A 26523-nucleotide genomic window follows, 5' to 3' on the forward strand; every position below is an offset into this window, starting at 1 on the left:
TTTACGAATCAGTAAGGTCATGCCTTTTTGTGCGATTACAAAGGTCTAAAATTTCTATTTTTATGCAAAACACGATTTTACATAATCAATGGGGACATCCATACGAATAGCTGTTTCTTCAATTGAAAGTCCAGTGTTTATGAATCTCTTAACGACCATATTCATGTTCTCACCGACTTCAATGATATGTTTATCCAAATCATAGAAACGAACGACTCGTTGGCCCCATGAATGTTCAAGGAGTGGGTGAACATATAGAATGCTTTTGATACTGTTTAATTTTTTAATAAAGCCGTCCATGTCATCCTCTTCAAAATATAACTCACAAGCATTGTTTCCAAAGACAATTTCTTTCTCTTGCTTATGAATGAAATTTCTCCAAGTATCAACAGTCTGCAATGCGATACCGCCTGTCAGAGTGACATTTGCTCCAAAATCAGAAACAACTTCTAATCCTAAAACATCGTGGTAAAATTGCTTTGCTTTTTCCATGTCTTTTACCGCGATTAACGTGCAGGTATATTTCATCCTCATATCCTCCAGCGCAGATTTTTAAATAAATTCAATATAACATAACAAACGAGACGAAAAAATCCATGTGCAGGTTTAATCCCTTACACATGGATTTTTGTGGTGCGCCCGACTGGATTCGAACCAGCGGCCTTCCGGGTCGGAGCCGAACGCTCTATCCAACTGAGCTACGGACGCAGATTGACAACGCTTGTTATTATATCACAGGGCTCTTTCTCTGGCAAGTTGTTTTCTTGTGAAACATGCAGAAAAATTTTTAGTGGTTGACTTTTTTCGTCAAGATATAGTATACTGAAACCATAAAGATCATATGACTGACGGAAGTGGGAATAACCACATGGAGTATGATCGGAAAATGCCGACCGTCTGGGCGTAAATACCCGGATGATCGGTATTTTTATTTGCGTTTGTCCGGAAAAGGAAGGAGCAGAGAGATGACGCTTGCTCGAATCCATTCGATTGAGAGCATGGGATTAGTAGACGGCCCGGGAATTCGTGTAGTCGTGTTTATGCAGGGGTGCCGACTGCGGTGCAGATTTTGTCATAATCCGGATACATGGGACTTATTAGGCGGCACACAAATGTCACCGCAGGAACTTTTAAAAATGCTTTTGCGCTATCGTCCATATTTTGAACGAAGCGGCGGCGGAGTGACTTTTTCCGGCGGAGAACCTTTGATGCAGCCACAGTTTCTTGAGGAAATGCTTTTCCTTTGCAAAGAGGCGGGAATCCATACTTGTTTGGATACAGCCGGCTGCGGAATGGGGAATTATGAGGCAATTTTAAAGAATACCGATTTAATTCTTTATGATGTAAAAGAGATTACATCGGAAAAGTATCAAAGTATGACAGGTCAAAGCTGGGACGAAACAAATCGCTTTTTAAGAGCGGTACAAAAAAGCGGAACACCAGTATGGGTGCGCCATGTAGTGGTGCCGGGACTGACGGATTCGCAGGAACATTTAAAAGAACTGCGTCAATTCATTTTGGAACAGGTGCCAAATGTGAAACAGGTGGAACTTTTGCCGTACCATTTGCTGGGAGTCAGCAAATATGAGACGATGGGGATTCCCTATTCCTTAAACGGGGTTCCTGCTATGGATCCCAATGTATTGGAAGAAGACCAGAAAAAATATTTTCAGAACTTTTCAGGAGGAATTTAAAATGCAGAAAGCTTGGGAAGGTTTCCATGAAGGAAACTGGCAGAATACAATTGATGTTCGCAATTTTATTCAGAAGAATTATACCCTTTATGAGGGAGACGAAAGCTTCTTAAAAGGGCCTACCGAAAAGACTCAGAAAGTCTGGGGAAAATGCACCACACTTTTACAGGAAGAAATGAAAAAAGGCGGCGTCCTTGATGTTGAAACGGAACGGATTTCCGGCATCAACAATTTTGAACCCGGCTATATTGACCGCGAAAATGAAGTGATCGTCGGGCTTCAGACAGATGCTCCGCTCAAAAGAATGGTGAATCTTTATGGCGGAATGCGCATGGCGGAACAGAGCCTTGAGCAGTATGGATATAAGCTTAATCCGGAAATTGAACGTCATTTTTCAGAATACCGCAAAACCCATAACGAGGGCGTTTTTGATGCTTATCCCCAAAGGGTAAGAACGGCGCGCCACGCAGGATTGCTTACTGGGCTTCCGGATGCTTATGGACGCGGCAGAATTATTGGAGATTATCGCCGGATGGCGCTTTATGGGATTGATTTCCTGATCAGCGAAAAAGAAAAAGATCTCGACGAGCTGGATGGCCCGATGGATGATGAGAGAATTCGTTTGCGGGAAGAAGTCAGCATGCAGGTTAGGGCTTTAAAAGAGATTGCAAAAATGGGTGTAGGCTATGGGATTGATTTGACAAAGCCTGCTTCCAACGCCAGAGAAGCCGTGCAGGCGGTTTATATGGGATACTTAGCGGGCGTAAAAGAAAATAATGGTGCTGCAACTTCTCTAGGCCGCACCTCTACTTTCCTCGATATTTATATTGAACGTGATCTGCAGAACGGACTTTTGGATGAAGAGGGCGCTCAAGAGCTGATTGACCAGTTTATCATCAAGCTTCGTCTGGTGCGCCATCTGCGTACCCCGGAATATAATGAGCTTTTCGGCGGCGATCCGACGTGGATTACAGAATCGCTTGGCGGCGTCGGTGTAAACGGGAAGCCGTTGGTCACCAAAAACTCTTTTCGTTATCTGCATACGCTTAAAAATCTCGGTACTGCGCCGGAACCGAATCTGACCGTTCTTTGGAGCGAACATCTGCCGCAGACATGGAAGAATTACTGCGCAGAGGTTTCTATTGAAACAGATTCCATTCAATATGAAAATGACGATATTATGCGTCCAATCTACGGAGACGACTATGGAATTGCATGCTGCGTTTCCGCTATGCGCATGGGCAAACAGATGCAGTTTTTCGGTGCACGCTGCAACCTTGCCAAGTCTTTGCTCTATGCGATTAACGGCGGAATCGATGAGAAAAAGGGAACATTGGTTGTGCCGGGAATTGAGCCGATGACGGACGAGATTCTCGATTATGATAAGGTTTGGAAAAGCTATCAAAAAGTGCTGGAATATGATGCTCAGCTTTATACGGATGCCAATAACATCATTCATTTTATGCACGATAAGTATGCTTACGAAGCAAGCCAGATGGCTTTGCATGATACAAAAGTAGAGCGTCTGATGGCTTTTGGTGTAGCAGGCCTTTCGGTTGCTGCGGATAGCCTTTCTGCAATTAAATTTGCAAAAGTAAAGCCAATTCGTGATGAAAACGGAATCGCAGTGGACTTTGTGACCGAAGGGGATTTTCCCAAATACGGAAATGATGATGACTGCGTAGACGATCTTGCGGTCAATGTCATGACAACGTTTAGTACAGAGCTTAAGAAGCATCCGCTTTACAGGGGTGCGATTCATACGCTTTCTGCGCTGACGATTACCAGTAATGTTATGTATGGCAAAAAGACCGGGACGACACCGGATGGCAGAAAAGCCGGACAGCCTTTGGCGCCAGGCGCAAATCCGATGCACGGAAGAGATCAATCAGGCGCTCTGGCTTCTTTAAACTCTGTTGCAAAGCTACCTTATCGCAATATCTGCCAGGACGGCGTTTCCAATACATTCTCGATTGTCCCGAATGCTTTGGGAAAAGATGAGACCCAGCGCCAAAATAATTTGGTATTTATTTTAGGTGGGTATTTTGCACAGGGTGCACATCATCTGAATGTGAATGTACTTAATAGAGAGACTTTACTGGATGCAATGGATCATCCGGACAAATATCCGACTCTGACCATCCGCGTTTCCGGATATGCGGTCAACTTTAACCGCCTTTCCAGAGAGCAGCAGCTGGAAGTCGTCGCCCGTACGTTCCATGAATCCATGTAAGGAATTGCTCTTGACAGTCATTCTTTTCGGAATATAATTAGAAATCAGATAAAGATAAAAACACGTTCCGGTTGGTAGTCCGGAAGCAGCAGAGATGCTGTCAGTAACCTGCCTCCTTGGTTGTCCGTTCTTTATCAGGCAAACGGTCAAAAAGGAGGAATTATCGTGGGAACAATCCGTACTTCTGTTACGGTTCTGTTCGAAGATCCGTTTTGGATCGCGCTTTATGAACGGTGGGAAGATAGACGGTACGAAGTTTGTAAGATCACTTTCGGGGCGGAACCCAAGGACTATCAAGTGTATGCGTTTCTGTGTAAAAATTGGAAAAGGCTACGTTTTAGTCTGGCGGTTCAAACGGAGAAATCTGACGCAGAGAGAATTAATCCAAAGCGGATGCAGCGCCTGATTCATCGGCAGGTTGGGAATACTGGAATCGGGACTAAAGCACAGCAGGCACTCAAACTTTTTCAGGAACAGAACAAACTGGTTCGAAAAGAAAACTCCCGCGAACGGCGTGAAGAAGAAAAAGATCGTCGCTACGAACTTCACAGAGAAAAAGCAAAAGAAAAGCACAAAGGCCATTAAAAGCCTTTGTGCTTTTTTGTTTGATCGGGTTGATCAGAAGAATTTTTAGGCGACTTTCTTTTTCATAGAAGCGGCTACCGGGATCGAGATAAAATTTTGAACTGGTTTCCAGACTGCAACCGCGATGGTGAAGTCCACCATGCTGTGAAGAATGGTGCCGCCGCCCACCAGCAGAATGACCGAAAATAAGAAGCCATTTGCATACCATTTTCCAGTCATTGCGCCGCCAAAATAGAAGGCAGTTACGACGAGAGTTTCGCAGAGGGCATGTACTAAAGACAGCGCGAAACCGAAGCCCATAGCGGAAGATGGCTTTTGCAGAACGTCACTTTTCTTTTTCAGGATAAGGCAGCCTACCAGTACAAACCCAATATGCGAAAGTGCACGCATAGCGATCACTGGAGAAGTCGTGATGAAAAATCCAATTGCAGAAGCAATACAGGTAGCGATTGCAACGGCTGGCGAAATAAAGATTGCCAGAAAGGTCGGAACGTGACTCGCTAGCGTAAAGGACATCGGTTCAATTACGACTTTAGGAAATACCATTGGAATCATAATGCTGATTCCGCATAGAAGTCCGGAAAAAACCAGATACAAAAGATTGTTTGATCGACTCTTATTCATAAAAATACCCCCATAAAGTTGTCATGTGATTATATATGTGTCTTGACAACTATTCTAGGGGGCAAATAAAGACTTGTCAACTGTTTTTTTGCTTTTTACAAATTTTGTTTTAAGAGTTAAAGATTTTCCTCAAAAAGGATTCCAGCTTTTTTGAGTTCTTCTAAGACGCGTCGAAAAGAAGCTTCATCTGGGCAGGAGAGTGTATGGAGATGGACGCCTCCTGTCAGTGCAGAAAGCGGAACAGAATGGGTCTTATTTAGACGGCTTAAAAATTCATCGGCATCATGGCGGGAAAAAATATGTAGCTGACCAATAATTTGTCCGTAAAGATCATGATCAACGATGACATCAATTAGACCGCAGCCATTATCCACTACCAGATAAAGCTCTTTTTGAAGAAGAGAGAGTGATTCGTGCCGACAGGCGATCGTGTGCTTTTGAGAACCGGAATCCCGGTTGAGAACATAACCGCGGGGCGTTGCAAAAATTTTAATTTCAGACGCACGCAAAAGTGCAACATCACCGACAATGATCTGTCGGCTGACGCCGAATTGGCGTGCAAGTTTTGTAGCGCTCAATGGCGTTTCGGTTTCCTCGAGTACTTTTAAAATTCCATTTCGACGCTCGTCCGGTGTCATTGTCCTTTTCCTCTTTTCTTTTATAACTTAAAAGTATCCGGATCAAATTTTGGGAGTGGCGGCTGAACGACAGGCTCCCTTTTAAGGGGATCATACTGAAATTTTCTACAGTCTTTTTCTAGGCAAGAAAGACCTCTTCGGCAGCTGAGCGAACCATCATAAGAAAGGCTGTTTACGCAGTATTCACAGCTTGCTTCAATTCTGTTTCCAAAAAATTCTCCTTTTTTTGTTTTCATCAATCAGCCTTCTCCTTAATAAAAAATTATTTTTATTATAGCACGGGCTTATTGGAATTTCCAGCGATTTGATTGGAAGGCAAAGAAGTACAGGGTGGTTCGCAAGCTTCACGCTGGATGAGAAAAGTATTAAAAGAATCTCCAAGCTGCGTACAGACGGCGGATAAAAGCTGCAGTTCCTCATTGGAGAGGTTTTTTGCGAGGGCAGAAGCAAGAGAAGAGACAAAAACAGTCAGTTCACAAGGGTTCATATTAATCACCAATTTATTCTATGCTTTTTCCCGCCTTTTTGAGAAAGAACAGGTGTCCAATAGAACTGCGATACAAAGAAGCAGTAAAACAGCACTTCCAATCATTGGGCCGGAAAGGCTGGGAACGGTAGCGGAGTTACTTCCAAAAACGGGAGATGCGCCTGGGAATAAGTGAGCGAGTGGAAAAATAAGGATTGCTGATAAGATCCCATGAAGCAGGCGGCAAAGGAAAAATTGCCATAGAGAGACTTTAAATTTTAATCCCTGTAAAACTTGCAGATGGACGCAGAGCCCGCCCCAGCCGGTTGCCAGGGCAAAACACCAAAGCGGCATTCCGGAGAGAGCCATGGTTTTGCAGCCCAAAGTTACTTCACAGATAGCGGAGAGAGCAGAAAGCTGGGGAAGAGAAAGGAGCTTTTGGACAATTTGAAGGAAAGCTGCAAAAAGAATGACAAATCCACACATAGAGACCATGGAAGCTGCGGCACTGCGTGCAGCTGCAAGTAATGCTTTTGCAGGGGAAGGCAATGGCTTTTGAGGAGATTTTGGAAGAGAAAAATGTCCCCGAAAGTGAATTGAAAGAAGAACGCCAAGAAGAATTCCGCCTAAAAGATGCGCACATAAAAGCAGCTGGCCGGCAACGGGATTTCTTAAAAAACCGGCACCAACTGCGGTACAAAGAAAGGCCGGCCCTGCGTTTACACAAAATAAAAGGGCGTGAGAGGCTTCCTTTTCGGTGAGCTCATTTTCTTCGTAAAGTGCTTCGATTCCACGGGAACCGGCCGGATAGCCACCGCACATTCCCATCAGAATTGTTCCGGCGGCAGATTGAGGTAAAGCAAAAAGTCTTGCGATGAACTTTCCAAGAGGAGAATTTCCAAAAGAGGCGGTAGCTCCGCTTTTTACGAGAAAGACCGTCAGAACCAGGAATGGATATAGAGACGGAATTAGAACAGAGAGACAGGTATCAAGCCCCAGCTTTGCGCCGGCGGCTCCTTCTTGAGGAAATCGCAGCAGTAAGGCGATTAAAAAGAGACCTCCTCCAAAAGTGAAAATCTTTTTCAAGCGGGAACATTCCTTTCCTATTAGATTCTTCTATGTATATGCGAAACAGCCGGGACATATTTTTTAAAGAAAACAACCGGAAAAGAGGGCGTCAAATGAAAAGAAAAAAAAGGGCGAACAAAGAACCTTTCCGGATAAACGTGGTGGAAATGGCAATGCAACCACGTCTGGAAATTTTCGGAAATCGAGAACTGGTAATCGATGGCTGTGCCGGGGTCCTAGAATATTCTGCAGAAAAAATTCGCGTTCGCTATGGCAGAATGGTTCTGCAAATTGGCGGACGAAATCTTAAAATCAGCAATTTGGGAGCGAAATCGCTTTCGGTAACCGGATTCTTTACGAGCTTTGAGTTTTTATCATAAGGGGGCTAAAATATGCCGAAACTGACCCGTTGGCTTGTTGGGTGGGTACGCTTTACCGTGAAAAGCGGCGGAGAGCGTTTTTTAAATAGTTGTGCGCGCAAAGGAGTTTTGCTTTGGGATATTCGACCGGGTCCTCCGATTTCTTGCTGTATCAGGGATTCCTCTTATCGGGACCTCCGCCCGATTGCAAGACAGGCAAAAGTGAAAATCCGTTTACAGAAAAAAGCAGGACTAAAACGAAGAATATGGGCCTTGAAAAAGCGTCCGGGACTCGTGATTGGTGCCATTCTTTGTCTACTGAATCTTTGGTTTCTCTCTCATTTTTTATGGACAATTAATATACAGATGCAGGGAGCAGAAACGCTGACTCCACAGAAAATTGAGGACACACTAAAACAGCTTGGAATTACATCCGGGACTCCAAAAGCAGAAATCCCGACGGGAAAGGTGCAGGCTCATTTGATGGATGCTTTTCCAGAAATCAGTTGGGTAACGGTTAATGACCGAGGCTGTGATTTGGAAATCCATGTAACGGAAAAAAGCAATGCGCCGGCGGTAGAAGATAAAACAGGCTGGTGCCATCTGCGGGCAAAATGCAGCGGTGTCATCACCAGAACAGAGGTCTTTGCAGGGAAGGCTCTTGTTAAGGCTGGTGACGGTGTTTACGAGGGGCAGCTTTTGGTTTCTTCGGCAGTTGTAGATCATGAGCGGGAGTTTTATCAAATGACACATGCCTCCGGAAAAATCTATGCAGATACACAGCACGTTTTAAAAGAGCAGGTACCGCTTTCTACAGAAATTTCAGAAGAAGACGGAAGCGTCATTGTTCGTCGGGGACTGCGTATCTTCGGAATGCAGATCCCGTTGAGCTTCTCTTTGCCGCCGCAGGGAGAAGCAAGACATGAATTCGAAAGTCAAACGCTTTCTGCGGGGAATACCGCACTTCCAGTCAGTTTGGAAGAGGAAAAAATTTATCCGCTCAAAAAAGTTTCTGTTGAGCGTACGGAAGAACAAGCTATGGCGGAAGCAGACCGGCTTTTGAGCGAGCAGGAGGAGCAGGCGAACATCGATGGAGAGGTCTTAAAAAGAGAAGATCAGTCCAAAATCGAAAATGGGGTGCTCTTTGTGGAACGCACTCTAAATTGTGAGGAAAATATCGCAGAAGAGGTAAAAATTTCTGTCGATTAATTCTAAAATTTTTTTATCATTATAGTGACTTTGCACGGAATTTGTGTTATAATTCTTTTTTGTAATGGAGCTTTTATAAACAAGGAGTAAAAATGTTTGAACAAAGACTAAATATTGACCGAATGGAGCAGGCAATTGCACTTTTTGGCAGCTTTGATGAGAACATTAAGCTGATCCAAGAACAATATCATGTTTCCATTGTTGGGCGCGACAGTGAAATTAAAATTTCCGGAGAACCCGAAGATGTTGCACGGGCGGTTCGGGCGATCGAGAGTTTGCTTTCGATGGTGAATCGCGGAGAAGCCCTGAGTGAGCAGAATGTGCGGTATTGCATTTCGTTAGTAAATGAGGGTTCCGAAGAAAAGCTGCAGACTCTTTCGAGAGACTGTATTTGCATTACTTCGAAAGGAAAACCGGTAAAGCCTAAAACACTGGGACAGAAAAACTATTGTACTGCGATTAAAAACAATACGATTACGCTGGGTGTTGGCCCTGCTGGTACGGGCAAAACGTATCTTGCAGTGGCGATGGCTGTTACAGCGTTTCGTGCGCAGGAAGTCAACCGCATTGTTTTGACCAGGCCTGCCGTAGAAGCCGGCGAAAAGTTGGGATTTTTGCCGGGAGATCTGCAGCAGAAAGTAGATCCGTATCTACGTCCGCTTTATGACGCGTTGTTCGATATGTTGGGCGCAGAGACCTATCAAAAATATGTAGAGCGCGGTAATATTGAAGTTGCGCCGCTTGCGTATATGCGCGGGCGTACATTGGATGATAGTTTTATCATTTTGGATGAAGCGCAGAATACAACCAGAGAACAGATGAAGATGTTCTTGACCCGTTTAGGATTCGGGAGCAAAATGGTGATTACCGGGGATGTGACGCAGATCGATCTGCCGGATGGAAAACACAGTGGTTTAAAACAGGTTGTTCACATTTTAAAGGATGTTCCGGATATTGCACAGGTGTTTTTTACTGGAAGAGACGTTGTCCGCCACAAACTGGTGCAGGATATTATAAAAGCATACGAGAAAAGTGATAAGAATGAGGAGGCCAGACACTGATTATGGAAAAAATTCGTGTCATTATTGAAAACCGTCAAAAAACTGTAAAGATTCCAACTGGATTGAGGATGCTGATTCGCCGCTGCTGCAATGCTGTGCTGCGGATGGAAAAATTTGAAGGCCCTGCAGAGATTAGCGTGACTTTTGTGGATAATGAACAGATCCGCAAATTGAATGCACAGTACCGTAAAAAAGATGTAGAGACCGATGTATTGAGCTTCCCAATGGGCGAAAACGGTGTATATGATATCAATCACGATACCGGCGCAAAAATTCTTGGGGATGTTGTTCTTTCTATGGAAAAAGCGGAAGAACAGGCCAATCAGTTTGGGCATAGCTTGGAGCGTGAGGTCGGCTACCTGACAGCACACAGTGTTTTGCATTTGCTTGGATACGATCATGAGAACGGCGGAATCGAGCGGGTTCGGATGCGTGAAAAAGAGGAGCAGGTTATGACACAGTTGGGACTGCCTAGTACCAGCAGCTATGTGTTGACAGACGAGGACGTGTAAAAATCTTGCGATTTCGAAAAAGCCTAAAATATGCTTTTCGGGGAATTATTTACTGTATCAATACCGAAAAAAATATGCGGTTTCATACAGTGGCAATTCTCTATGTGCTGCTTTTAGCGCCTTATTTTTCCCTGAGCCGTGCAGAGTGGGCAATCCTTTTTTTGACCTTCGCTGTGGTTACGGCAGCAGAGTGCTTTAATACGGTGGCGGAAAGGTTGAGTGACTTTTCGGCTTCCAACTTTAATACAGTGGTGCGGGTCGTCAAAGATATGGCGGCCGGCGCCGTGCTTTTGTGTGCACTTTTTTCGATTGCGGTCGCAGTCTGCCTTTTCTGGAAACCAGAGGACTTTTGGAATCTGTGGCAGACGTTTTTCAAGAATCCGACTTTCCCTGTACTCTTAATTTTGCTGGCCTTTCCATCTTACTTTTATGTTTCGTGGGGACCACTGGAAATTCGGGATCGGATTCATCATCGAAGAATTGTGGGACTTCGGGTTCATCAGAAAAAATATTCCTCTGAAAAATCCGAAAAGAATAAAAATAATTTAGTTTAAGGAGTTACAAAAATGAAGGAACCACCCAAGGAACGCAGTGCATATATTGCGATTGTAGGACGTCCGAATGTAGGGAAAAGTTCTTTGATGAACCGCTTATTAGGACAGAAAGTCGCGATTGTCAGCAGCAAACCTCAGACCACCCGTACCAGAATTATGGGAGTTCTGACCGAAGGCGAAGATCAGCTCGTTTTTTTGGATACTCCTGGACTTTTAAAACCGAGAGACCGTTTGGGAGAATATATGGTTAAAAGCGTCGTCGCTTCTGTTTCGGGTGTAGATGCCGCTCTTCTGGTGGTTGAAGCGGGAACTAAAATTTCTCCTGCGGACCGCGATTTAGTGGAGCAGTTTCAAAAGCTGCATCTGCCGGCAGTTTTATGTATCAATAAAATTGATTTGCTGCCGAATAAAACGGATTTAATGGCACAAATTGCGACTTTGAGTGAGCTTTATAATTTTGATGCCGTTGTGCCGGCTTCCGCTATGGACGGAAACGGACTAGACGATTTAAAAGAAGAATTGAAAAAACTGTGCATGGAGGGTGGTCATCTTTTCCCGGATGATACTTTGACCGATCAGCCGGAACGGGTGCTTGCCGGAGAAATTGTGCGCGAAAAATTGTTGCGCCTTTTGCAAAAGGAAGTCCCTCATGGTTTGGCGGTGGTTGTGGAACAGCTGCACGAACGGGAAGATCATTCTTGTGTGGATATTGGAGCTACCATTTATTGCGAAAAAGAGAACCATAAAGGAATTATTATCGGCAAAGGCGGCTCTATGCTTAAAAAAGTCGGCACTTATGCCAGACAAGATCTGGAGAAGTTCTATGGAACAAAGGTCAATTTACAGCTCTGGGTCAAGGTAAAAGAGGATTGGAGAAACAAGGAAGCAGCGCTTCGTTCCTTTGGATTTAACGGCGATGATCTTTTGGATCATTAATTCCTTTTTTAGAAAATCTTTCAAAAATCCTTTTTCATAGCACAAAAGAAGAGAAAAAAACGTCTGGTTTTGACGAATATTCATTTATTTTCCACTCATACTGGAGCGGATTCCTGTACATAATGATTCTTGTACGGCAACAGGAAAGGAGCGTTTTCAGTATGGACGAAAAATCAGCTTGGTCTTGTTTTCAAGAGACCGGCAGGGTGCAGGATTATCTTGTCTACGCCCAGCTAAAACACAATGCTCAGCAGATAAAGGAGGTGCCTGATGCGGTTGAATACACGGGGACTGATCATCAGGACTTCGGAAGTGGGCGAAAGTGACCGCGCAGTAACGGTACTTACCAAAGACTGTGGAGTTGTACATGCGTTTGCACGCCGCAGTCGTGCCGCAAAAAGCGCGCTTGTTTCGGCAACTCAGCTTTTTTGCTATTCTGAGCTGACCCTTTTTGAAGGGAAAACAGCAAATACAATTGATGATGCCCAGCCGATCGAAGTTTTTTTTGAACTTCGGCAGGATCTTGCACGGTTGTCCCTTGCCCAGTATTTTTGTGAGCTGGTGGGTGTGCTGGCTCCGGAAGATGATGGTGCAGGGGATTTTTTGCGTTTGCTGTTAAATGCTTTTTATTTGATGTGCAAACAAAAACGTTCACTTCCTATTATCAAGGCAGCCGTCGAAATGCGCATGCTTTCTCTGGCTGGATATATGCCGGATCTGATTTGCTGTAAAGACTGCGGTGCTTATGAAGCAGACCTGATGCTCTTTTCTCCCCGGGAGAGAACAATCACTTGTGATTCCTGCTGCAAAGGGGATTATAAAGGGATGGTTCCGCTCCATAGAGGGGCATTGACTGCACTTAGGCATACTATTTATGCAGATTTTTCAAAATTGTTTTCATTTTCCCTATCGAAAGAGGGACTAAAAGAATTAAATCGCGCCAGCGAATCTTACATAATTAATACGTTGGAGCGTTCTTTTCAAACGCTGGATTTCTATCATTCCATCAAAGATGATGAAAATTCGGCTGATTCCAATCAAGAGGATAAAAATCATGAGACTTGAAAATAATCATCATTTAAAAGCACTGGAACTTCCAAAAATTCTTGCACTTTTGGCGGAGCAGGCCGACTGTGAAGACGCGGCGCAGATGGCTCGGGAATTGCAGCCTGTCGGCACTTTGGAGGAAGCTTCTGCACTTTTGGAAGAGACATGGGATGCTTATCGGATGATCGCGCAATTTGGTGCGCCGTCGTTTCGGGGCCTTCATAATGTGACCAATGCGGTTCGCCGGGCAGAAGCAGGCGGGCTGCTCAATTTGACGGAACTTCTCAGAATTGGGGAGACGCTGCGCACCTTGCGGGGCATTTATGACTGGCGGCAGAAAAGCGCCGGGCTAAAAACGGTATTGGAGTGGAGATTTTCCAATCTGATGCCGAATAAATACATGGAAGACCGAATCTTTAATGTGGTCATTTCGGAAGAAGAAGTGAGCGATAATGCTTCTCCGGAGCTTGCTTCTATCCGGAGAAAAATGCGTGCGGCGGGAGCAAGAGTCCGGGAAAAACTTGACCATATGATTCATTCTATAACTTATCAAAAATATCTTCAGGAACCGATTATCACACAAAGGGAAGGCCGTTATGTTGTTCCGGTAAAAGCGGAATGCCGCGGGAATGTGCCCGGCCTTGTTCATGATACTTCGGGCAGTGGCGCTACCGTTTTTGTGGAGCCGATGGCTGTTGTGGAAGCGAATAATGAAATCCGGGTGCTGGAAAGCAAAGAGCGCGCAGAGATTGAACGAATTTTGGGAGAGCTATCTGCAGAAGTTGGCAGCTTTGCCAGTACGATTGTGACGGGATACAATTCCGCAGTGGAAATCAACATGATTTTTGCGAAAGCAAATCTTGGATACCAGATGAAGGCTACAAAACCGGTTCTCAATGATCGGGGAGTGATCAACCTTAAAAAAGCACGTCACCCTCTGATTGCGGCGAATAAAGTAGTCCCTACTGACATTCGTCTGGGGGAAGATTTCGATACACTGGTGATTACAGGCCCTAATACCGGCGGCAAGACGGTTTCTCTCAAGACGGTGGGACTTTTCTGCCTGATGGCGATGTGCGGCTTGCTGATCCCTGCAGCCGAACAGAGCGAAGTATCCGTTTTTAACAGAGTGCTTGCGGATATTGGCGATGAACAGTCCATTGAACAGAGCCTTTCCACGTTTTCGGCCCATATGGTGAATCAGATTGCAATCTTAAAGCAGGCGGACGAACACAGCTTGGTGCTTCTTGATGAGCTTGGTGCAGGAACCGACCCAGTTGAAGGAGCGGCGTTAGCGATGGCCATTCTGGAGCAACTGAGAACGACCGGAGCTAAAATTGCTGCAACAACGCATTATGCGGAGCTAAAAGCATATGCTCTGCAGACCCCGGGGGTGGAAAATGCCTGCTGTGAATTTAATGTTCAGACACTATGCCCTACCTATCGGCTTTTGATTGGAGTGCCAGGGCGCAGCAATGCATTTGCAATTTCACTTCGTTTAGGCCTCTCAGAGGCGGTTGTAGATCGGGCTAAAACATTCGTTTCCAATGAAAATCTTCGCTTTGAAAATGTGGTAAAGCAGCTGGAAGAAAATCGTCAGCAGTTGGAAACGCAGAAAAAAGCGGCCGAAGAGGCAAAGCTGCAGGCACAGGAACTCAAAAAGGAAGCTGCCGGTGAGCGCGAAAAAATTCAGAAGAAAATGCAGCAGGAAATGGATGAGGCACGGGAAAAAGCAGCGCTTTTAGTTTCCCGGACCCGCGGGCAGGCAGATGCGCTTTTAGAAGAGCTGGAAGCGTTAAAAAAGCAGAAAGACCGTGTGATTTCGGCCGAAGAAAAGGCGAGAATTAAAGCGGGACTGCGGGGCTTGGAAGAGCAGGCAGACCCAGTGAGCCGGAAAAAGGATGATCATTATGTACTGCCCCGTCCACTGAAACCTGGAGACCCTGTTTTGATTTTTGATCTGGATAAAGAAGCAGCTGTGTTGGAAGTGGAAAAAGGCGGGAAAACGGTCTTAGTGCAGGCAGGTATCATTAAAACACAGGTGCCGATTGAAAATTTGCGTCTTCTCACAAACCGGCAACAGAAAAAGCGTGGGACTGTAGGAACTCGTCGGGCGGTAACCCGTACTGCAGTAGAAACGCAGGCAAAAGCAGAACTTGACTTGCGTGGGGAGAATGCCGACGAAGCAATTTTTCATGTGGATCAGTTCTTGGATCACGCTCAGCTGGGTGGCCTTTCGCAGGTGACACTGATTCACGGAAAAGGAACCGGCGTTTTGCGAAAAGCGGTGCAAGAGCATTTGAAACATCATCCCAGTGTTAAGAGTTTTCGCTTAGGAACTTATGGTGAGGGCGAAAGCGGCGTTACCATTGCAGAATTAAAATAAACAACGGACAAAAGGACGAATTTTTTCGTCCTTTTATTTTTTAAGGTGGCAAAAATTTATGGTTGACATTTTAAATCGAATACGGTATAATTTTTCTTGCGTGTAAAAGTAAAGCACTTTACAGAAAGAAGGAGACAGCATGGCAAAGAACTTGGAAGTATCTGTTTTGTTGGATTATTATGGCTCTATGCTGACTCAAAAGCAGCGTAAAGTACTGGATTATTACTATAATGATGATCTGTCTCTCGCTGAAATTGCAGAGAATGAAGGGATTACCCGTCAGGGCGTAAGGGATGCCATTAAGCGCGGTGAAACGCAGCTTTTTGAAATGGAAGACCACCTGGGATTTTTAAAGCGATTCCGCGAGATTAAAGAATCTCTTCAGATCGTTGATCAAAGCACGCACAATATTCAGGATTACAATAAGCGGTTCCTTTATAACCGCGATATTACGGGAGAACTCGATAAGATTCTCTCTGCGGTCGAAAATTTGAATAATCTGACTGAAGAATGAAAGGAGTGCATCTATGGCATTTGAAGGCTTATCGGATAAACTTTCGGCAGCTTTTAAAAAGCTAAAATCGAAAGGAAAACTTTCTGAAGCGGACGTTAAAACAGCGATGCGTGAAGTTCGCATGGCACTTCTGGAAGCAGATGTCAATTATAAGGTTGCAAAAGATTTTACCAACCGAGTAACAGAGCGTGCAATCGGCAGCGAAGTTATGGAAAGCCTGACCCCGAGCCAAATGGTGGTCAAAATTGTCAATGAAGAGTTGACAACGCTGATGGGCACCGACGACGCGGATATGCGCCTGAAGATGCCATCTTCAGGTCCCTGTATTGTATTGCTCTGTGGATTGCAGGGCGCCGGTAAAACGACGCATGCCGCAAAGCTTGGAAAACTGCTTAAAAGGCAGGGTCATCGTCCATTGCTGGTCGCCTGCGACGTTTATCGCCCAGCTGCAATTAAGCAGTTGCAGGTAGTCGGAGAACAGGCCGGTGTCCCTGTTTTTGAGATGGGCAAAGATGATCCGGTCAGAATCAGCGTAAAAGCGATTAAACATGCCAAAGATTATGGCAATGATATTGTTTTGATTGATACAGCCGGCCGACTGCAGATCGATGATGTTCTGATGGATGAACTGGAGAATATCAAAGCGGCAGTTAAGCCCAGTGAGATTTTGCTGGTAGTCGATAGTATGACCGGTCAGGAAGCGGTCAATGTTGCAAAAGCATTTGATGATAAGCTTGGAATTACAGGCGTCATTTTGACAAAGCTCGACGGTGATACCCGCGGCGGCGCCGCACTTTCGGTTAAAGCTGTTACCGGAAAGCCGATCAAATATGCTGGAGTCGGTGAGAAGCTTGATGATCTGGAAGTCTTTCACGGCGACCGTATGGCAAGCCGAATTCTTGGCATGGGCGACGTTTTAACTTTGATCGAAAATGCTGAACAGACGATGGACGAAAAAGAAGCCCGTAAGACTGCTCAGAAGATGATGCACAACAAGCTGGATTACAATGACCTTTTGTCTCAGTTCCAGCAGATGCAGAAAATGGGACCGATGCGTTCCGTTCTGGAAAAATTCGGCGTCGATACCCGTAAAATTGATGATAAAGCGGTAGATGACCGCATGGTTGATAAACAGATTGCAATTATTCGCAGTATGACAAAAGAAGAGCGCGAAAAGCCTGCTGTAATGAATCCAAACCGGAAGCGGCGTATTGCCGCCGGAAGCGGAACCAAAGTGGAAGATGTGAACAAACTGATCCGCAGTATGGAACAGATTCAAAAAGTCACGAAGATGATGAAAAAGAGCGGCAAAAAAGGAAAGTTTCGGCTTCCGCCTGGTATGCTCAATGGGATGGGCCCCGGAATGGGGTTTTGATTTAGCTGGATACTTTTATTAACTTGTTATCTATTAAAAAATTATTAGATAAATAATTATAATTCAATATGGAGGTGAAAATTATGGCAGTAAAAATTCGTTTGCGCAGAATGGGTGCAAAAAAGAACCCTTTCTATCGCATTGTTGTAGCAGATTCCCGTTACCCTCGTGACGGCCGTTTCATTGAAGAAATCGGTTATTATAATCCGCTTACTGAGCCTTCCGAAGTAAAGGTTGACTCTGAAAAGGTAAAAGAGTGGATCAAAAATGGCGCTCAGCCGACCGATACAGTGAAAGCACTGTTTAAGAAAAATGGCGTACTGTGAGAAGGAGTGAATAAAAATGCAGGAACTCTTACTTGCGATTGCCAAGGGTTTAGTCGAAAAACCTGACCAAGTTTCCGTTACAGAAGATGCTCCGATTGAGGATGGTACGATTGTTTATCATCTGCATGTTGCAGAAGAGGATATGGGTCGTGTGATCGGAAAACAGGGCCGAATTGCAAAAGCAATCCGTGTGGTTATGCGTGCAGCAGCCACCCGAAAGGAAACTAAAATTTCTGTGGAAATCGACTGATAAAATGAGAAGCAGTGGACTGCCTTTTTGCAGAACAGCAGACAGCGTTTTTGTTTGCTTTTTGCAGAAAATGTCTGCCGCTTTTTCTTTACTCTAAGGAGGGGCGTTTATGCAGTCTGAATATTTAGAGGCCGGGCAGGTCGTTGGAACACATGGTATCCAGGGAGAACTGCGCCTTTTACCATGGTGTGATTCGGCAGATTTTCTGTGCCGCTTTAAAATGTTTTATCGGAAAGATGGCACTGGCCTAAAAGTCCTTTCTGCAAGGACCCATAAGACGCTTTTGTTGGTTCGGTTGGAAGGAATTGAGACAGTCGAGATGGCCGATGCTATGCGCGGACAAGTCCTTTATTTTGCAAGAAAAGACGCGAACCTTCCGAAAGGTGCTTATTTTCGTCAGGACTTAATTGGTTTGTCGGCTGTAGATGCAGAGACTGGAAAATCTTATGGCATTTTAACGGATATTCTGGAGACAGGTGCAAATGATGTTTATGAGGTCACAGATGAAAAGGGAGAAAAACATTTGATGCCGGCCGTTAAAGAAATGGTGGAATCCGTTCATATTGAAGAGGGCATTTTAAAGATTCGTCCGATTGGGGGAATCTTCGATGAGGATTGATCTCATTACGCTTTTTCCAGAAATGTGCGAACGGGTGCTTTCCGAAAGTATCATCGGAAGAGGCAGAAAAAAAGGTGCATTGCAGGTGTGCTGTCACCAGTTGCGCGATTATGCGCACGATAAGCATCAGCGGGTAGATGATACGGTTTTTGGCGGCGGAAAGGGAATGCTGTTGATTGCAGAACCAATCGCTGCATGCTTTGATGACCTTACAGAGACACTTGGGAAAAAGCCGCATATTGTATATATGTCACCGCAGGGGCGCCCGATGAATCAAACCGTAATTCGTGAACTTTCCCAATACGAAAATCTTTGCATCCTTTGTGGCCATTATGAGGGCGTAGACGAGCGCGTTCTGGAAGCGTACGTAGATGAAGAAGTGTCGCTTGGAGATTTTGTGATGACCGGAGGCGAAATCCCGGCGCTGTGTTTGACCGATGCTGTAGGACGGATGCAGCCGGGGGTTTTGGCGGCGCAAGAGTGCTTTGAGGAGGAGAGCCATTATGATGGTCTCCTCGAGTATCCACAGTATAGCCGCCCGCAGGTTTGGCGCGGTCACAGTGTACCGGATATTCTGATGACCGGTCACCATGCCAATATCAAAAAATGGAGACATCAGCAAAGTGTTTTGAGGACTGCCCAAAAAAGACCGGATTTATTGCAAAAACGATCATTATCAAAAGAAGACTGGGAATTTTTGGAACAACAGAATCTTGTGGAGCAGAGTCAAAATTAAGACTTTATTTGACATAAATTTGTCATTCGTATGGCAGACAGCCCAAAAGTTTTCAACAAATATGGCAATTTGCACGATAAAAAACCTTGCAAAGCCTGCCTAATTAGGGCAACGATCCAAAGTTTTTTCTCGAATGTTGACGACGAAAGGAATTGTGCTATAATATTTTCGATGCTAAGGGAACTTAGATTTTTTTGTCTTGTTATGTTGGATTTCGTTTGATGAGCGTAAAATTCATCAAATCATTTGAGCGGAGTTAGGAGCGTTTTATATGTGTATGAAGGAAGTTTTGGTACAGAATCAAGTTGGGTTGCACGCGCGGCCGGCTACATTTTTTATTCAAAAAGCAAATGAGTTTAAATCTTCTATTTGGGTGGAGAAAGAAGAACGCCGTGTAAATGCCAAGAGCCTTTTGGGAGTGCTTTCTCTGGGAATTGTCGGCGGTACTACAATTCGTATTATTGCAGACGGCGCCGATGAGGAAGAGGCTGTTGACAGCTTGGTAAAACTTGTAAAATCCGGCTTTGCCGAGTAATTGTTTTAAAAATTAAGCACCGCCTTAAGAAGCGGTGCCTTTTTTATTTTTGGACGAAAGGAGAAAGTTTATGGAACAGACGCCGGACCAAAAGAAAAAAGAATTACGGAAAAAAGCCATGAAATTACCGCTTTCTCCGGGAGTCTATTTGATGCATGACCGCTCCGGAAAGATTATCTATATTGGAAAAGCAAAGGCACTCAAGAACCGGGTCAGCCAGTATTTTGGCAGTGAAAAAAATCATGATGACAAAGTGCGTCAGATGGTGGCGCATGTCGATTGGTTTGAATATATTTTGACCGACAGCGAATTTGAAGCATTAGTTTTGGAATGCAGTCTGATAAAACAGCACACACCGAAGTATAATATCCTTTTGAAGGACGATAAAGGTTATCATTATATTAAAGTTACAAATGAGGAATGGCCCAGAATTTCTCAGAGCAAACAAGCGCCTGATGATGGGAATACCTATATCGGTCCTTATGTAAGTTCCTGGGCAACGAAGGAAAGTGTTGATGAAGCACTCAAGATCTTTTGTTTACCAAGCTGCAACAGACATTTTCCAAGGGATATTGGAAAGGGAAGGCCATGCCTTAATTTCTTTATTAAGCAGTGCTGTGCACCCTGCCGCGGAAAAATCAGCAAAGAAGAATATTTGGAATCTGTAAATGAAGCCATTGATTTTCTCAAAGGCGGCAGTTCCGAAAGCGTTCGAAAGCTGACGGAGAAAATGAATCGAGCAGCAGAAAACTTAGAATTTGAGTATGCTGCCAGAATCCGTGATCGCCTTTCTGCAATTCGAAGGATGGGAGATCGACAAAAGGTTGTAGCAATCAGTGTGCCTGAGCAGGACGTGGTTGCGTTGGCACAGGGACCAACCGCTTGTTGCTTTCAGGTATTTCGCTTTCAGGATGGGAGACTTTGTGACCGCGAGAGCTTTCCAATGGGCAGATGCGGGGAACCAGAATCCGCTAGAAGAGAATTTTTAGAGCGCTATTATACGATCCGCGACCGTATCCCACCCCGCGTTACGCTCGATGGTCCGGCAGAAAGCATGGACCTTTTAGAGCGATGGTTAACAGAGAAACGCGGTTCTCGTGTCCTTTTGAGTGTGCCTCAGAAGGGAGAACAGGCAAAACTTGCTGAGATGGTAAGGCAAAATGCGGCGGAAGCAGTTGCGCAAACAACCGGACGCACCGTAAAGGAAACTTCTGCTCTGGATGAACTGGGGAGGAAGTTGGGCCTTTCTGAGCCGCCGAAATATATTGAGTCCTATGATATCAGCAATCTGCAGGGCGGTGAAAATGTTGCCGGGATGATCGTCTTTGAAAACGGGCGGCCATTAAAATCAGCTTACCGGAAGTTTAAAATTAAAACAGTAGAAGGACAGGACGATTATGCTTCTATGCGGGAAACACTGGAACGCCGCTTTGAGGAATATGAGCTGCATAAAGAAGAAGGCGAAGGCTTCGGCCGGCTGCCCGATTTGATCTTGTTGGATGGCGGAAAGGGGCAAGTCGGGGCGGTCAAACCTGTTCTGGAAGAACACCATCTTGAGATTCCACTCTTTGGTATGGTCAAGGATTCCTCTCACCGAACAAGGGCAATTACAGGCGACGGCGGCGAAATTTCGATTAGCTCTAATCGTGCTGCTTTCACGCTGGTTTCTTCCATTCAGGACGAAGTGCATCGCTGGGCGATCGGATATCATCGGCAGCTGCGGAAAAAGCATTCAATCTCATCTGCATTGACTACCGTGGAAGGAATCGGTGAAAAACGAGCAAAAGCGCTTTTACGGTATTTCAGAACGATGACGGCAATTCGGGAAGCAGAGCTTTCCCAATTGGAGCAGGCTCCGGGGATGACAAAACCGGCGGCGCAAAAGCTTTATCAGGCGATTCACGGAGCAGAAAATCTTGACGAAAAATCGCAAAAAAGTTGACAGAATGACGAGAGAATGCGATAATAAAAAAATCAGGAAAAAAGGAGTCAGAACCTATGCGCGTAATTACAGGCTCTGCCCGGGGAAGAAAATTAGTGACCCGGGAAGGGGAAGAAACCCGTCCGACTCCGGAGCGGGTCAAAGAGGCACTGTTCAGTATTATTCAGTTTCAAGTGGAAGGGCGGCGGGTGCTTGACGCATTTGCCGGTTCTGGTCAGTTGGGAATTGAAGCGCTGAGCCGCGGTGCAGCCCATGCGGATTTTTTGGATCAGAGCCGTGAAAGTATTGCGGTGATTCAAAAAAATCTAGCAGAAACAGGCCTTTCAGAACAGGCCGAAGTTTATCACACAGATGCATTGGTTTTCCTGATGCGGAAAAATGCACCTTATGATCTGTGCTTTCTAGATCCGCCCTATCGTACCGGCCTTCTGCAGAAAGCACTGCCGCTCTGTGCGGAATGTATGAATCCCGGAGGGATGATCATTTGTGAGCATCCTACGGATGAAAAACTGCCGGAGCAGGCGGGAAAATTCCAAAAAGAACGAGAATATCGTTACGGAAAAATTCTGCTGACGACCTATACGTGTAAGGAAGTAAATATATGAAAATAGCAATCTGCCCGGGTAGCTTTGATCCGGTTACTTTAGGACATCTCGATATTATCAGTCGTTCCTGTAAACTCTTTGATAAAGTAATTGTCGCTGTCCTGGTCAATCCGGAAAAAAAGACGTTGTTTACAGTGGAAGAACGTATGGAGCTGCTCAGACGCTGCACCAAGGATTTGCCGGGAGTAGAAGTGGGCAGCTTTTATGGTCTTTTGGCCGACTATGCGAAAGAGAAACATGCAACTGCGGTGGTTCGTGGGCTGCGGGCTCTTTCGGATTTTGAATATGAATTTCAGATGGCGCTGACCAACCGGCAGCTGAATCCGAATCTTGAAACTATTTTTTTGGCAACACAAGCACAGAACATGTTTATCAGTTCCAGTATCGTCAAACAGATTGCTAATTTTGACGGAGATGTGAGTGGTTGTGTTCCTAATTGTATTATTAAAGATATTCAAAAACGTGTTGAAGAAAGCAGGAGGGAATCCCTATGAATGCTGAAGATTTAATCAATGAATTATACGATTTGCTGGATAAGGCATGGAGCCTTCCGTTGAGTCATGGCCGTGCGGTCTTAGACAGCGCGGAGGTTAAACAGATTTTGGATGAACTGAAAGAAAGTCTTCCAAAAGAGATTCGGCAGGCAAAAGGAATCGTAGCAGATCGCAGTCAGATCCTGACAGATGCCAAGCGCGAGGCCGAAACAGTAATCCGTGTTGCGGAAGACCGTGCCAAAGCAATGGTCAATCAGGAAGAGATCGTTAAGCAGGCACAGCAAAAGGCAAACGAAGTGCTGCTGCAGACAAAGCAGAAGGCGCGGGAACTGCGTAAGGCCAGTAACGATTATGTAGATGACCTGATGCGCCGTGCTGACGAAGGTTTGACGGGGAATCTTGCGGAACTGCGCAAAACACGGCAGAATATCAAAGTGAGCCAGCGTGCGGCAGCACAGCCGCAGGAGCATGCTCCTCATCAAAGATAAAAATTGAATGATTAATAAAAAGCAGAACCAAACGACGGTTTTTACGTCATTCGGTTCTGCTTCTTTAATTTTCTTTTTTAAGTGCTTTTGCCTGTGGATATTTTTGAAGAAACTTTTCTTCGGCATTTTCCATTTGTTTGCAGTATTCACAATAGGACGGACTTAAGATTCGCAGAGCCGGAAGAAAAACTGTGTAATATCCATAATTTTGACTAAATTTGAGAAAAAGCTGCTGTATCTTAAAAGCAGGGGAATTATAATATTCCTTTGACTGTCGAAAAGTAAGATAATGATTCATCATATCTTCATTTTCTTCCAGAAAAGAATCAATATTTTGAATGGAAGATTGTGCCTGTATTTGAATTTCATTCAGTTTCTCTTTTCCAAGAAGAGCTGCACCCTTTTTAAATTCGGCTGAAAGTTCGTCCGGAACTTCAAACGATGGAATTTCATCGAGAAAAACGACGACCGTTTCATATGCTTGCTTTTGTTCCTGCGTTTCAATGGAAAAATTCAGGAAAGGTGCAAAGTGAAAGCAGAATAGTTCCCCATAAATTCCTGGGAAAGCATCTAATAGCTTTTGAAAAATTGTTTCCTTTTGAGAAAAACTGTCCAATGCTTTGGAAGCAGTTTGATAGTCAAAGTTTTCGCTCAACTTTTCCAAAATTTTTGACTTTTCTTGATCTAACTTTATCTGTACGTCTTTTTTCGATGCATATTTCTGTAAAACAGAATCATCAGAGAGTATATTTTGAATTTCCGTGCCGGATAGTCCAAGCTTACGAAGTACTTTGACCTTCTTTAACAAATCGACCTCTTGCTCATTAAAATTACGATACCCATTTTCCATCGTTTTTGGAGTGATTACTCCCTGCAAAATCGCATATTCAATTGCTTTTCTGGTTAGCCCGGTTTCTTTTTGTACCTGCCCTATTTGCATTTCGTTCACCTCCCTTTTATTATGAATCATCCCCTAGGGGTCAGGTCAAGAGATTTTTGAAAATAATGTTTGTAAATACCAGATTTTGTACAAGCTAAAATAGAATATGCAACATCTTTTGAAATATAGAAATTCTTAAAATTCGGTTGACATAAATTTTAAAAAGCACTTGCAATTCCAATTGGAATCCTTTATAATGAATTCACAAGTGGTGAAAAGTGGAGAGAAGTGGAACCAGAAGCCACAAAAATGCAGATTAGGAGAGTTTCGTTATGCTGATCGGTGAGTATCAACATAATATTGATTCAAAAGGCCGCGTGATTGTGCCTTCTAAATTCCGCGAGGATTTAGGAGAGCACTTTTATATTGCGAAAGGTCTTGATCGTTGCCTGTTTGTATTCTCTCAGGAAGAATGGAGCAGACTGCAGGAAAAAGTACGTGCCATGCCAATTTCTAAGGCACGCGGACTGCAGCGCTTTTTCTTTGCAGGAGCTTGTGAGGCCGTTCCTGATAAGCAGGGCAGAATCCTGATTCCACAACTGCTGCGCGAACATGCCGGGCTGAAAAAGGATATCACTTTTATCGGTGCGTCCAGTCGAGCAGAAATTTGGGACACCGCTTCTTGGAATGCATTTAATGCAGAATTGACACAGGAAAGCATCGCTGACGCGATGGATGATCTGGAACTATGAATTATCAACATCGTCCTGTTTTATTTGAAGAAGCAATTGAAAGCTTACAGATACGCCCCGATGGGCATTATATTGATGGTACAGCCGGAGGCGGCGGCCATTCGCAGGCAATCCTTGATCGTCTGACATCCGGCAAGCTGCTTTCGATTGACCAGGATCCAGACGCAATCGCAACGGTTACAAAGCGCTTTTCCGGCAATCCATGCAGCATTATTCGGCAGGCAAACTTTTCTCAGATGCAGCAGATTGCTGATGAGGAAGGAATCCTTCCGGTGGATGGTGTTTTGCTGGATATTGGCGTTTCCTCTTACCAGCTGGATACACCGGAACGCGGCTTTTCCTATCATTATGATGCACCCCTTGATATGCGCATGAGCAAATCCGGGCCTAGTGCAAAAGACTTAGTGAATACGCTTTCAGTAGCAGAATTAGCGAAGATTATTTCTCAATATGGGGAAGACCGAAATTCAGCTAGGATTGCGCGTGGCATTGTAGCCGCACGAGAAAAAATGCCGATTGAAACAACTCTTCAGTTGGCCGAAATCGTGAAGGAAAGTGTTCCCGCTGCAGTTCGACGTCAACCTGGACATCCGGCTCGCCAAACTTTTCAGGCACTGCGGATTGCGGTGAATGGAGAATTGGATCGTCTTCACGAGGGTTTAAATGCAGCGTTTGCCAGTCTGACGCCTGGAGGTAGGCTCAGTGTGATTACATTCCATTCGTTGGAAGACAGGATTGTGAAACACCAAATGGCTCAGTGGTGTCAAGGCTGTACTTGCCCGCCGGATTTTCCAATTTGTGTTTGCGGCAAAAAGCCGCGGGCTGAGTTGGTTTTTAAAAAGGGATTGGTTCCAAATGAAAAAGAATTGGAAGAAAATCCCCGCTCCCGCAGCGCAAGACTTCGCTGCTGTACTAAATTAGAACAAAGGTAACAGAAAAGTTACATTATTAACAAAATGTTCATAAACGTGACAGCAAAAGTATGGTAAAATAAATCCATAACAAAGGAAGTGGAATCATTGGCAACTTTACATAATAGTAGTGCAGCGTATGATTTTTCGTTGTTTGAGGAATATGCTCCTGAAGTACAAAAAACTTCTCAGAAAGCTTCAATAGATCATCCAATTAACAATGTGGTAGAAATGCCGCAGCAGAAGAAAAAAATTGGTTTGCGTGTGCGCAAACGTGCTTTAAAAGTAGTAGGAATGGGAATCGGGCTTGCAACTATGGTCAGCATGGTTGGGGTTCTGATTTTTGGACAAGTTCAACTGACAGAATTAACAGATCAGATCGGAAAGCAAAAAACGGCTTTAAGTGAGCAGCAAAGCCTTCAAACTCAGCTTCAGGTGAAGGCAGATTCTCAGCTCTCTTTGTCTTCGCTGGAAGAGCGTGCAAAGGAAATGGGAATGCAGAAGGTAAATACGACACAGGCAACTACCATTAATTTATCGCAGGGAGATAAGAGCCAGGTCGTTACCAGCACGAAAACTCCTTCTTTTTTAGAGCGTGTATGGGATCAGATTGTTTCTTTGCTGTCATAAGTTTTTTATGATTGAAATATGAATCATACCGAAGGCTATTATATTTGTAGCAGGAGGTATTTTAAAAGAGAGTTGAGATGAGTGAATCTTGACT

General features: G+C 44.6%; 33 protein-coding genes, 1 tRNA gene and 1 riboswitch. Of the genes, 26 read left to right on the forward strand and 8 right to left on the reverse strand.

The genetic code is table 11. The features are described from left to right. Positions 1 to 60: 60 nt before the first annotated feature. Together OP489_RS02455 and OP489_RS02460 are read right to left on the reverse strand one after the other, a co-directional pair. A complete protein-coding gene (locus OP489_RS02455; protein ID WP_266162794.1) occupies positions 61 to 528 on the reverse strand; it encodes a VOC family protein in 468 nt (155 codons plus the stop codon). Positions 529 to 631: 103 nt separating this feature from the next. Further along, positions 632 to 708: transfer RNA gene (locus OP489_RS02460), tRNA-Arg, on the reverse strand. A 123-nt stretch (positions 709 to 831) separates the two neighbouring features. Beyond that, positions 832 to 910: riboswitch (ZMP/ZTP riboswitch) on the forward strand. Positions 911 to 965: 55 nt separating this feature from the next. Between OP489_RS02460 and pflA the strand changes: the two genes are divergently transcribed. The 3 genes from pflA to OP489_RS02475 all read left to right on the forward strand — a co-directional run bounded on the left by pflA (position 966) and on the right by OP489_RS02475 (position 4512). Then, the gene (pflA, locus tag OP489_RS02465; protein WP_266162795.1) at positions 966 to 1694 is read left to right on the forward strand and encodes a pyruvate formate-lyase-activating protein; all 729 of its coding nucleotides are present in this window, start codon (positions 966 to 968) and stop codon (positions 1692 to 1694) included. 1 nt (position 1695) lies between these two features. Then, positions 1696 to 3927, forward strand: a complete 2232-nt coding sequence (gene pflB, locus OP489_RS02470) for a formate C-acetyltransferase (protein ID WP_266162796.1) — start codon at positions 1696 to 1698, stop codon at positions 3925 to 3927. Positions 3928 to 4092: 165 nt separating this feature from the next. Next, positions 4093 to 4512: a YjdF family protein gene (locus OP489_RS02475; RefSeq protein ID WP_266162797.1), complete on the forward strand. Its 420-nt coding sequence runs from the start codon at positions 4093 to 4095 to the stop codon at positions 4510 to 4512. Between the two features lie 45 nt (positions 4513 to 4557). Here the strand turns inward: OP489_RS02475 and OP489_RS02480 are convergent, their stop codons facing one another. From OP489_RS02480 to OP489_RS02500, 5 genes are all read right to left on the reverse strand, one after another. Further along, a complete protein-coding gene (locus OP489_RS02480) occupies positions 4558 to 5136 on the reverse strand; it encodes a hypothetical protein (protein WP_266162798.1) in 579 nt (192 codons plus the stop codon). A gap of 116 nt (positions 5137 to 5252) precedes the next feature. Then, complete coding sequence (locus tag OP489_RS02485; protein ID WP_266162799.1) at positions 5253 to 5774, reverse strand: transcription repressor NadR; 522 nt, start codon at positions 5772 to 5774, stop codon at positions 5253 to 5255. 20 nt (positions 5775 to 5794) lie between these two features. After that, positions 5795 to 6010: a hypothetical protein gene (locus tag OP489_RS02490; protein ID WP_266162800.1), complete on the reverse strand. Its 216-nt coding sequence runs from the start codon at positions 6008 to 6010 to the stop codon at positions 5795 to 5797. A gap of 35 nt (positions 6011 to 6045) precedes the next feature. Continuing rightward, positions 6046 to 6261 carry a DUF6774 domain-containing protein gene (locus OP489_RS02495; RefSeq protein WP_266162801.1) on the reverse strand — a complete coding sequence of 72 codons (216 nt, stop codon included), beginning with the start codon at positions 6259 to 6261 and terminating at the stop codon, positions 6046 to 6048. An 18-nt stretch (positions 6262 to 6279) separates the two neighbouring features. Beyond that, entirely contained in the window at positions 6280 to 7326 is a 1047-nt protein-coding gene (locus OP489_RS02500) for a sporulation protein (RefSeq protein WP_266162802.1), read from the reverse strand. 95 nt (positions 7327 to 7421) lie between these two features. Between OP489_RS02500 and OP489_RS02505 the strand changes: the two genes are divergently transcribed. From OP489_RS02505 to OP489_RS02600, 20 genes are all read left to right on the forward strand, one after another. Beyond that, positions 7422 to 7688: a YabP/YqfC family sporulation protein gene (locus OP489_RS02505; protein WP_266162803.1), complete on the forward strand. Its 267-nt coding sequence runs from the start codon at positions 7422 to 7424 to the stop codon at positions 7686 to 7688. Between the two features lie 12 nt (positions 7689 to 7700). After that, positions 7701 to 8876 carry a sporulation protein YqfD gene (locus tag OP489_RS02510; RefSeq protein WP_266162804.1) on the forward strand — a complete coding sequence of 392 codons (1176 nt, stop codon included), beginning with the start codon at positions 7701 to 7703 and terminating at the stop codon, positions 8874 to 8876. A 92-nt stretch (positions 8877 to 8968) separates the two neighbouring features. Next, positions 8969 to 9937, forward strand: a complete 969-nt coding sequence (locus OP489_RS02515) for a PhoH family protein (protein WP_266162805.1) — start codon at positions 8969 to 8971, stop codon at positions 9935 to 9937. Between the two features lie 2 nt (positions 9938 to 9939). Next, positions 9940 to 10449, forward strand: coding sequence for an rRNA maturation RNase YbeY (gene ybeY, locus OP489_RS02520; protein ID WP_180341288.1), 510 nt, complete (start codon positions 9940 to 9942; stop codon positions 10447 to 10449). Between the two features lie 5 nt (positions 10450 to 10454). Beyond that, the gene (locus OP489_RS02525; protein ID WP_266162806.1) at positions 10455 to 11003 is read left to right on the forward strand and encodes a diacylglycerol kinase family protein; all 549 of its coding nucleotides are present in this window, start codon (positions 10455 to 10457) and stop codon (positions 11001 to 11003) included. 12 nt (positions 11004 to 11015) lie between these two features. Next, the gene (gene era / locus OP489_RS02530) at positions 11016 to 11939 is read left to right on the forward strand and encodes a GTPase Era (protein WP_266162807.1); all 924 of its coding nucleotides are present in this window, start codon (positions 11016 to 11018) and stop codon (positions 11937 to 11939) included. A 161-nt stretch (positions 11940 to 12100) separates the two neighbouring features. Further along, positions 12101 to 12265, forward strand: a complete 165-nt coding sequence (locus OP489_RS02535; protein WP_266162808.1) for a hypothetical protein — start codon at positions 12101 to 12103, stop codon at positions 12263 to 12265. Then, a complete protein-coding gene (gene recO / locus OP489_RS02540) occupies positions 12210 to 13004 on the forward strand; it encodes a DNA repair protein RecO (RefSeq protein WP_266162809.1) in 795 nt (264 codons plus the stop codon). The genes OP489_RS02535 and recO overlap by 56 nt, the downstream gene beginning before the upstream one ends. Next, on the forward strand, positions 12994 to 15372 hold the full coding sequence (locus OP489_RS02545; RefSeq protein ID WP_266162810.1) for an endonuclease MutS2: 2379 nt from the start codon (positions 12994 to 12996) through the stop codon (positions 15370 to 15372). The genes recO and OP489_RS02545 overlap by 11 nt, the downstream gene beginning before the upstream one ends. A gap of 139 nt (positions 15373 to 15511) precedes the next feature. Continuing rightward, the gene (gene ylxM / locus OP489_RS02550; RefSeq protein ID WP_266162811.1) at positions 15512 to 15886 is read left to right on the forward strand and encodes a YlxM family DNA-binding protein; all 375 of its coding nucleotides are present in this window, start codon (positions 15512 to 15514) and stop codon (positions 15884 to 15886) included. Positions 15887 to 15899: 13 nt separating this feature from the next. Further along, complete coding sequence (gene ffh / locus OP489_RS02555; protein ID WP_266162812.1) at positions 15900 to 17261, forward strand: signal recognition particle protein; 1362 nt, start codon at positions 15900 to 15902, stop codon at positions 17259 to 17261. 83 nt (positions 17262 to 17344) lie between these two features. After that, a complete protein-coding gene (gene rpsP, locus OP489_RS02560; RefSeq protein WP_266162813.1) occupies positions 17345 to 17587 on the forward strand; it encodes a 30S ribosomal protein S16 in 243 nt (80 codons plus the stop codon). A 16-nt stretch (positions 17588 to 17603) separates the two neighbouring features. Next, positions 17604 to 17837 (forward strand): KH domain-containing protein, encoded by a 234-nt coding sequence (locus tag OP489_RS02565; RefSeq protein ID WP_180341280.1) that lies wholly within the window; start codon positions 17604 to 17606, stop codon positions 17835 to 17837. 109 nt (positions 17838 to 17946) lie between these two features. Beyond that, a complete protein-coding gene (rimM, locus tag OP489_RS02570) occupies positions 17947 to 18456 on the forward strand; it encodes a ribosome maturation factor RimM (RefSeq protein WP_266162814.1) in 510 nt (169 codons plus the stop codon). Beyond that, positions 18446 to 19192 carry a tRNA (guanosine(37)-N1)-methyltransferase TrmD gene (gene trmD / locus OP489_RS02575; protein WP_266162815.1) on the forward strand — a complete coding sequence of 249 codons (747 nt, stop codon included), beginning with the start codon at positions 18446 to 18448 and terminating at the stop codon, positions 19190 to 19192. Before rimM ends, trmD begins: the two co-directional genes overlap by 11 nt. 271 nt (positions 19193 to 19463) lie before the next feature. Then, a complete protein-coding gene (locus tag OP489_RS02580) occupies positions 19464 to 19727 on the forward strand; it encodes an HPr family phosphocarrier protein (RefSeq protein ID WP_266162816.1) in 264 nt (87 codons plus the stop codon). A gap of 70 nt (positions 19728 to 19797) precedes the next feature. Further along, positions 19798 to 21669, forward strand: a complete 1872-nt coding sequence (uvrC, locus tag OP489_RS02585; RefSeq protein ID WP_266162817.1) for an excinuclease ABC subunit UvrC — start codon at positions 19798 to 19800, stop codon at positions 21667 to 21669. A 23-nt stretch (positions 21670 to 21692) separates the two neighbouring features. Next, positions 21693 to 22274 carry a 16S rRNA (guanine(966)-N(2))-methyltransferase RsmD gene (rsmD, locus tag OP489_RS02590; RefSeq protein WP_266163459.1) on the forward strand — a complete coding sequence of 194 codons (582 nt, stop codon included), beginning with the start codon at positions 21693 to 21695 and terminating at the stop codon, positions 22272 to 22274. Then, a complete protein-coding gene (coaD, locus tag OP489_RS02595; protein ID WP_266162818.1) occupies positions 22271 to 22768 on the forward strand; it encodes a pantetheine-phosphate adenylyltransferase in 498 nt (165 codons plus the stop codon). The genes rsmD and coaD overlap by 4 nt, the downstream gene beginning before the upstream one ends. Then, entirely contained in the window at positions 22765 to 23256 is a 492-nt protein-coding gene (locus OP489_RS02600) for an ATPase (protein WP_266162819.1), read from the forward strand. Before coaD ends, OP489_RS02600 begins: the two co-directional genes overlap by 4 nt. Before the next feature lie 64 nt (positions 23257 to 23320). Here the strand turns inward: OP489_RS02600 and OP489_RS02605 are convergent, their stop codons facing one another. After that, the gene (locus OP489_RS02605) at positions 23321 to 24196 is read right to left on the reverse strand and encodes a MerR family transcriptional regulator (RefSeq protein WP_266162820.1); all 876 of its coding nucleotides are present in this window, start codon (positions 24194 to 24196) and stop codon (positions 23321 to 23323) included. Positions 24197 to 24468: 272 nt separating this feature from the next. Here OP489_RS02605 and mraZ point away from each other — a divergent pair, with 272 nt between their 5' ends. From mraZ to OP489_RS02620, 3 genes are all read left to right on the forward strand, one after another. After that, positions 24469 to 24888: a division/cell wall cluster transcriptional repressor MraZ gene (mraZ, locus tag OP489_RS02610; RefSeq protein ID WP_180341272.1), complete on the forward strand. Its 420-nt coding sequence runs from the start codon at positions 24469 to 24471 to the stop codon at positions 24886 to 24888. Continuing rightward, positions 24885 to 25820 carry a 16S rRNA (cytosine(1402)-N(4))-methyltransferase RsmH gene (gene rsmH, locus OP489_RS02615; RefSeq protein WP_266162821.1) on the forward strand — a complete coding sequence of 312 codons (936 nt, stop codon included), beginning with the start codon at positions 24885 to 24887 and terminating at the stop codon, positions 25818 to 25820. Before mraZ ends, rsmH begins: the two co-directional genes overlap by 4 nt. An 87-nt stretch (positions 25821 to 25907) precedes the next feature. Beyond that, positions 25908 to 26429 carry a hypothetical protein gene (locus OP489_RS02620; protein ID WP_266162822.1) on the forward strand — a complete coding sequence of 174 codons (522 nt, stop codon included), beginning with the start codon at positions 25908 to 25910 and terminating at the stop codon, positions 26427 to 26429. Positions 26430 to 26523: the final 94 nt, after the last annotated feature.

The organism is Caproicibacterium sp. BJN0003 (assembly GCF_026314295.1).
In the GTDB taxonomy this organism is placed as follows: domain Bacteria; phylum Bacillota; class Clostridia; order Oscillospirales; family Acutalibacteraceae; genus Caproicibacterium.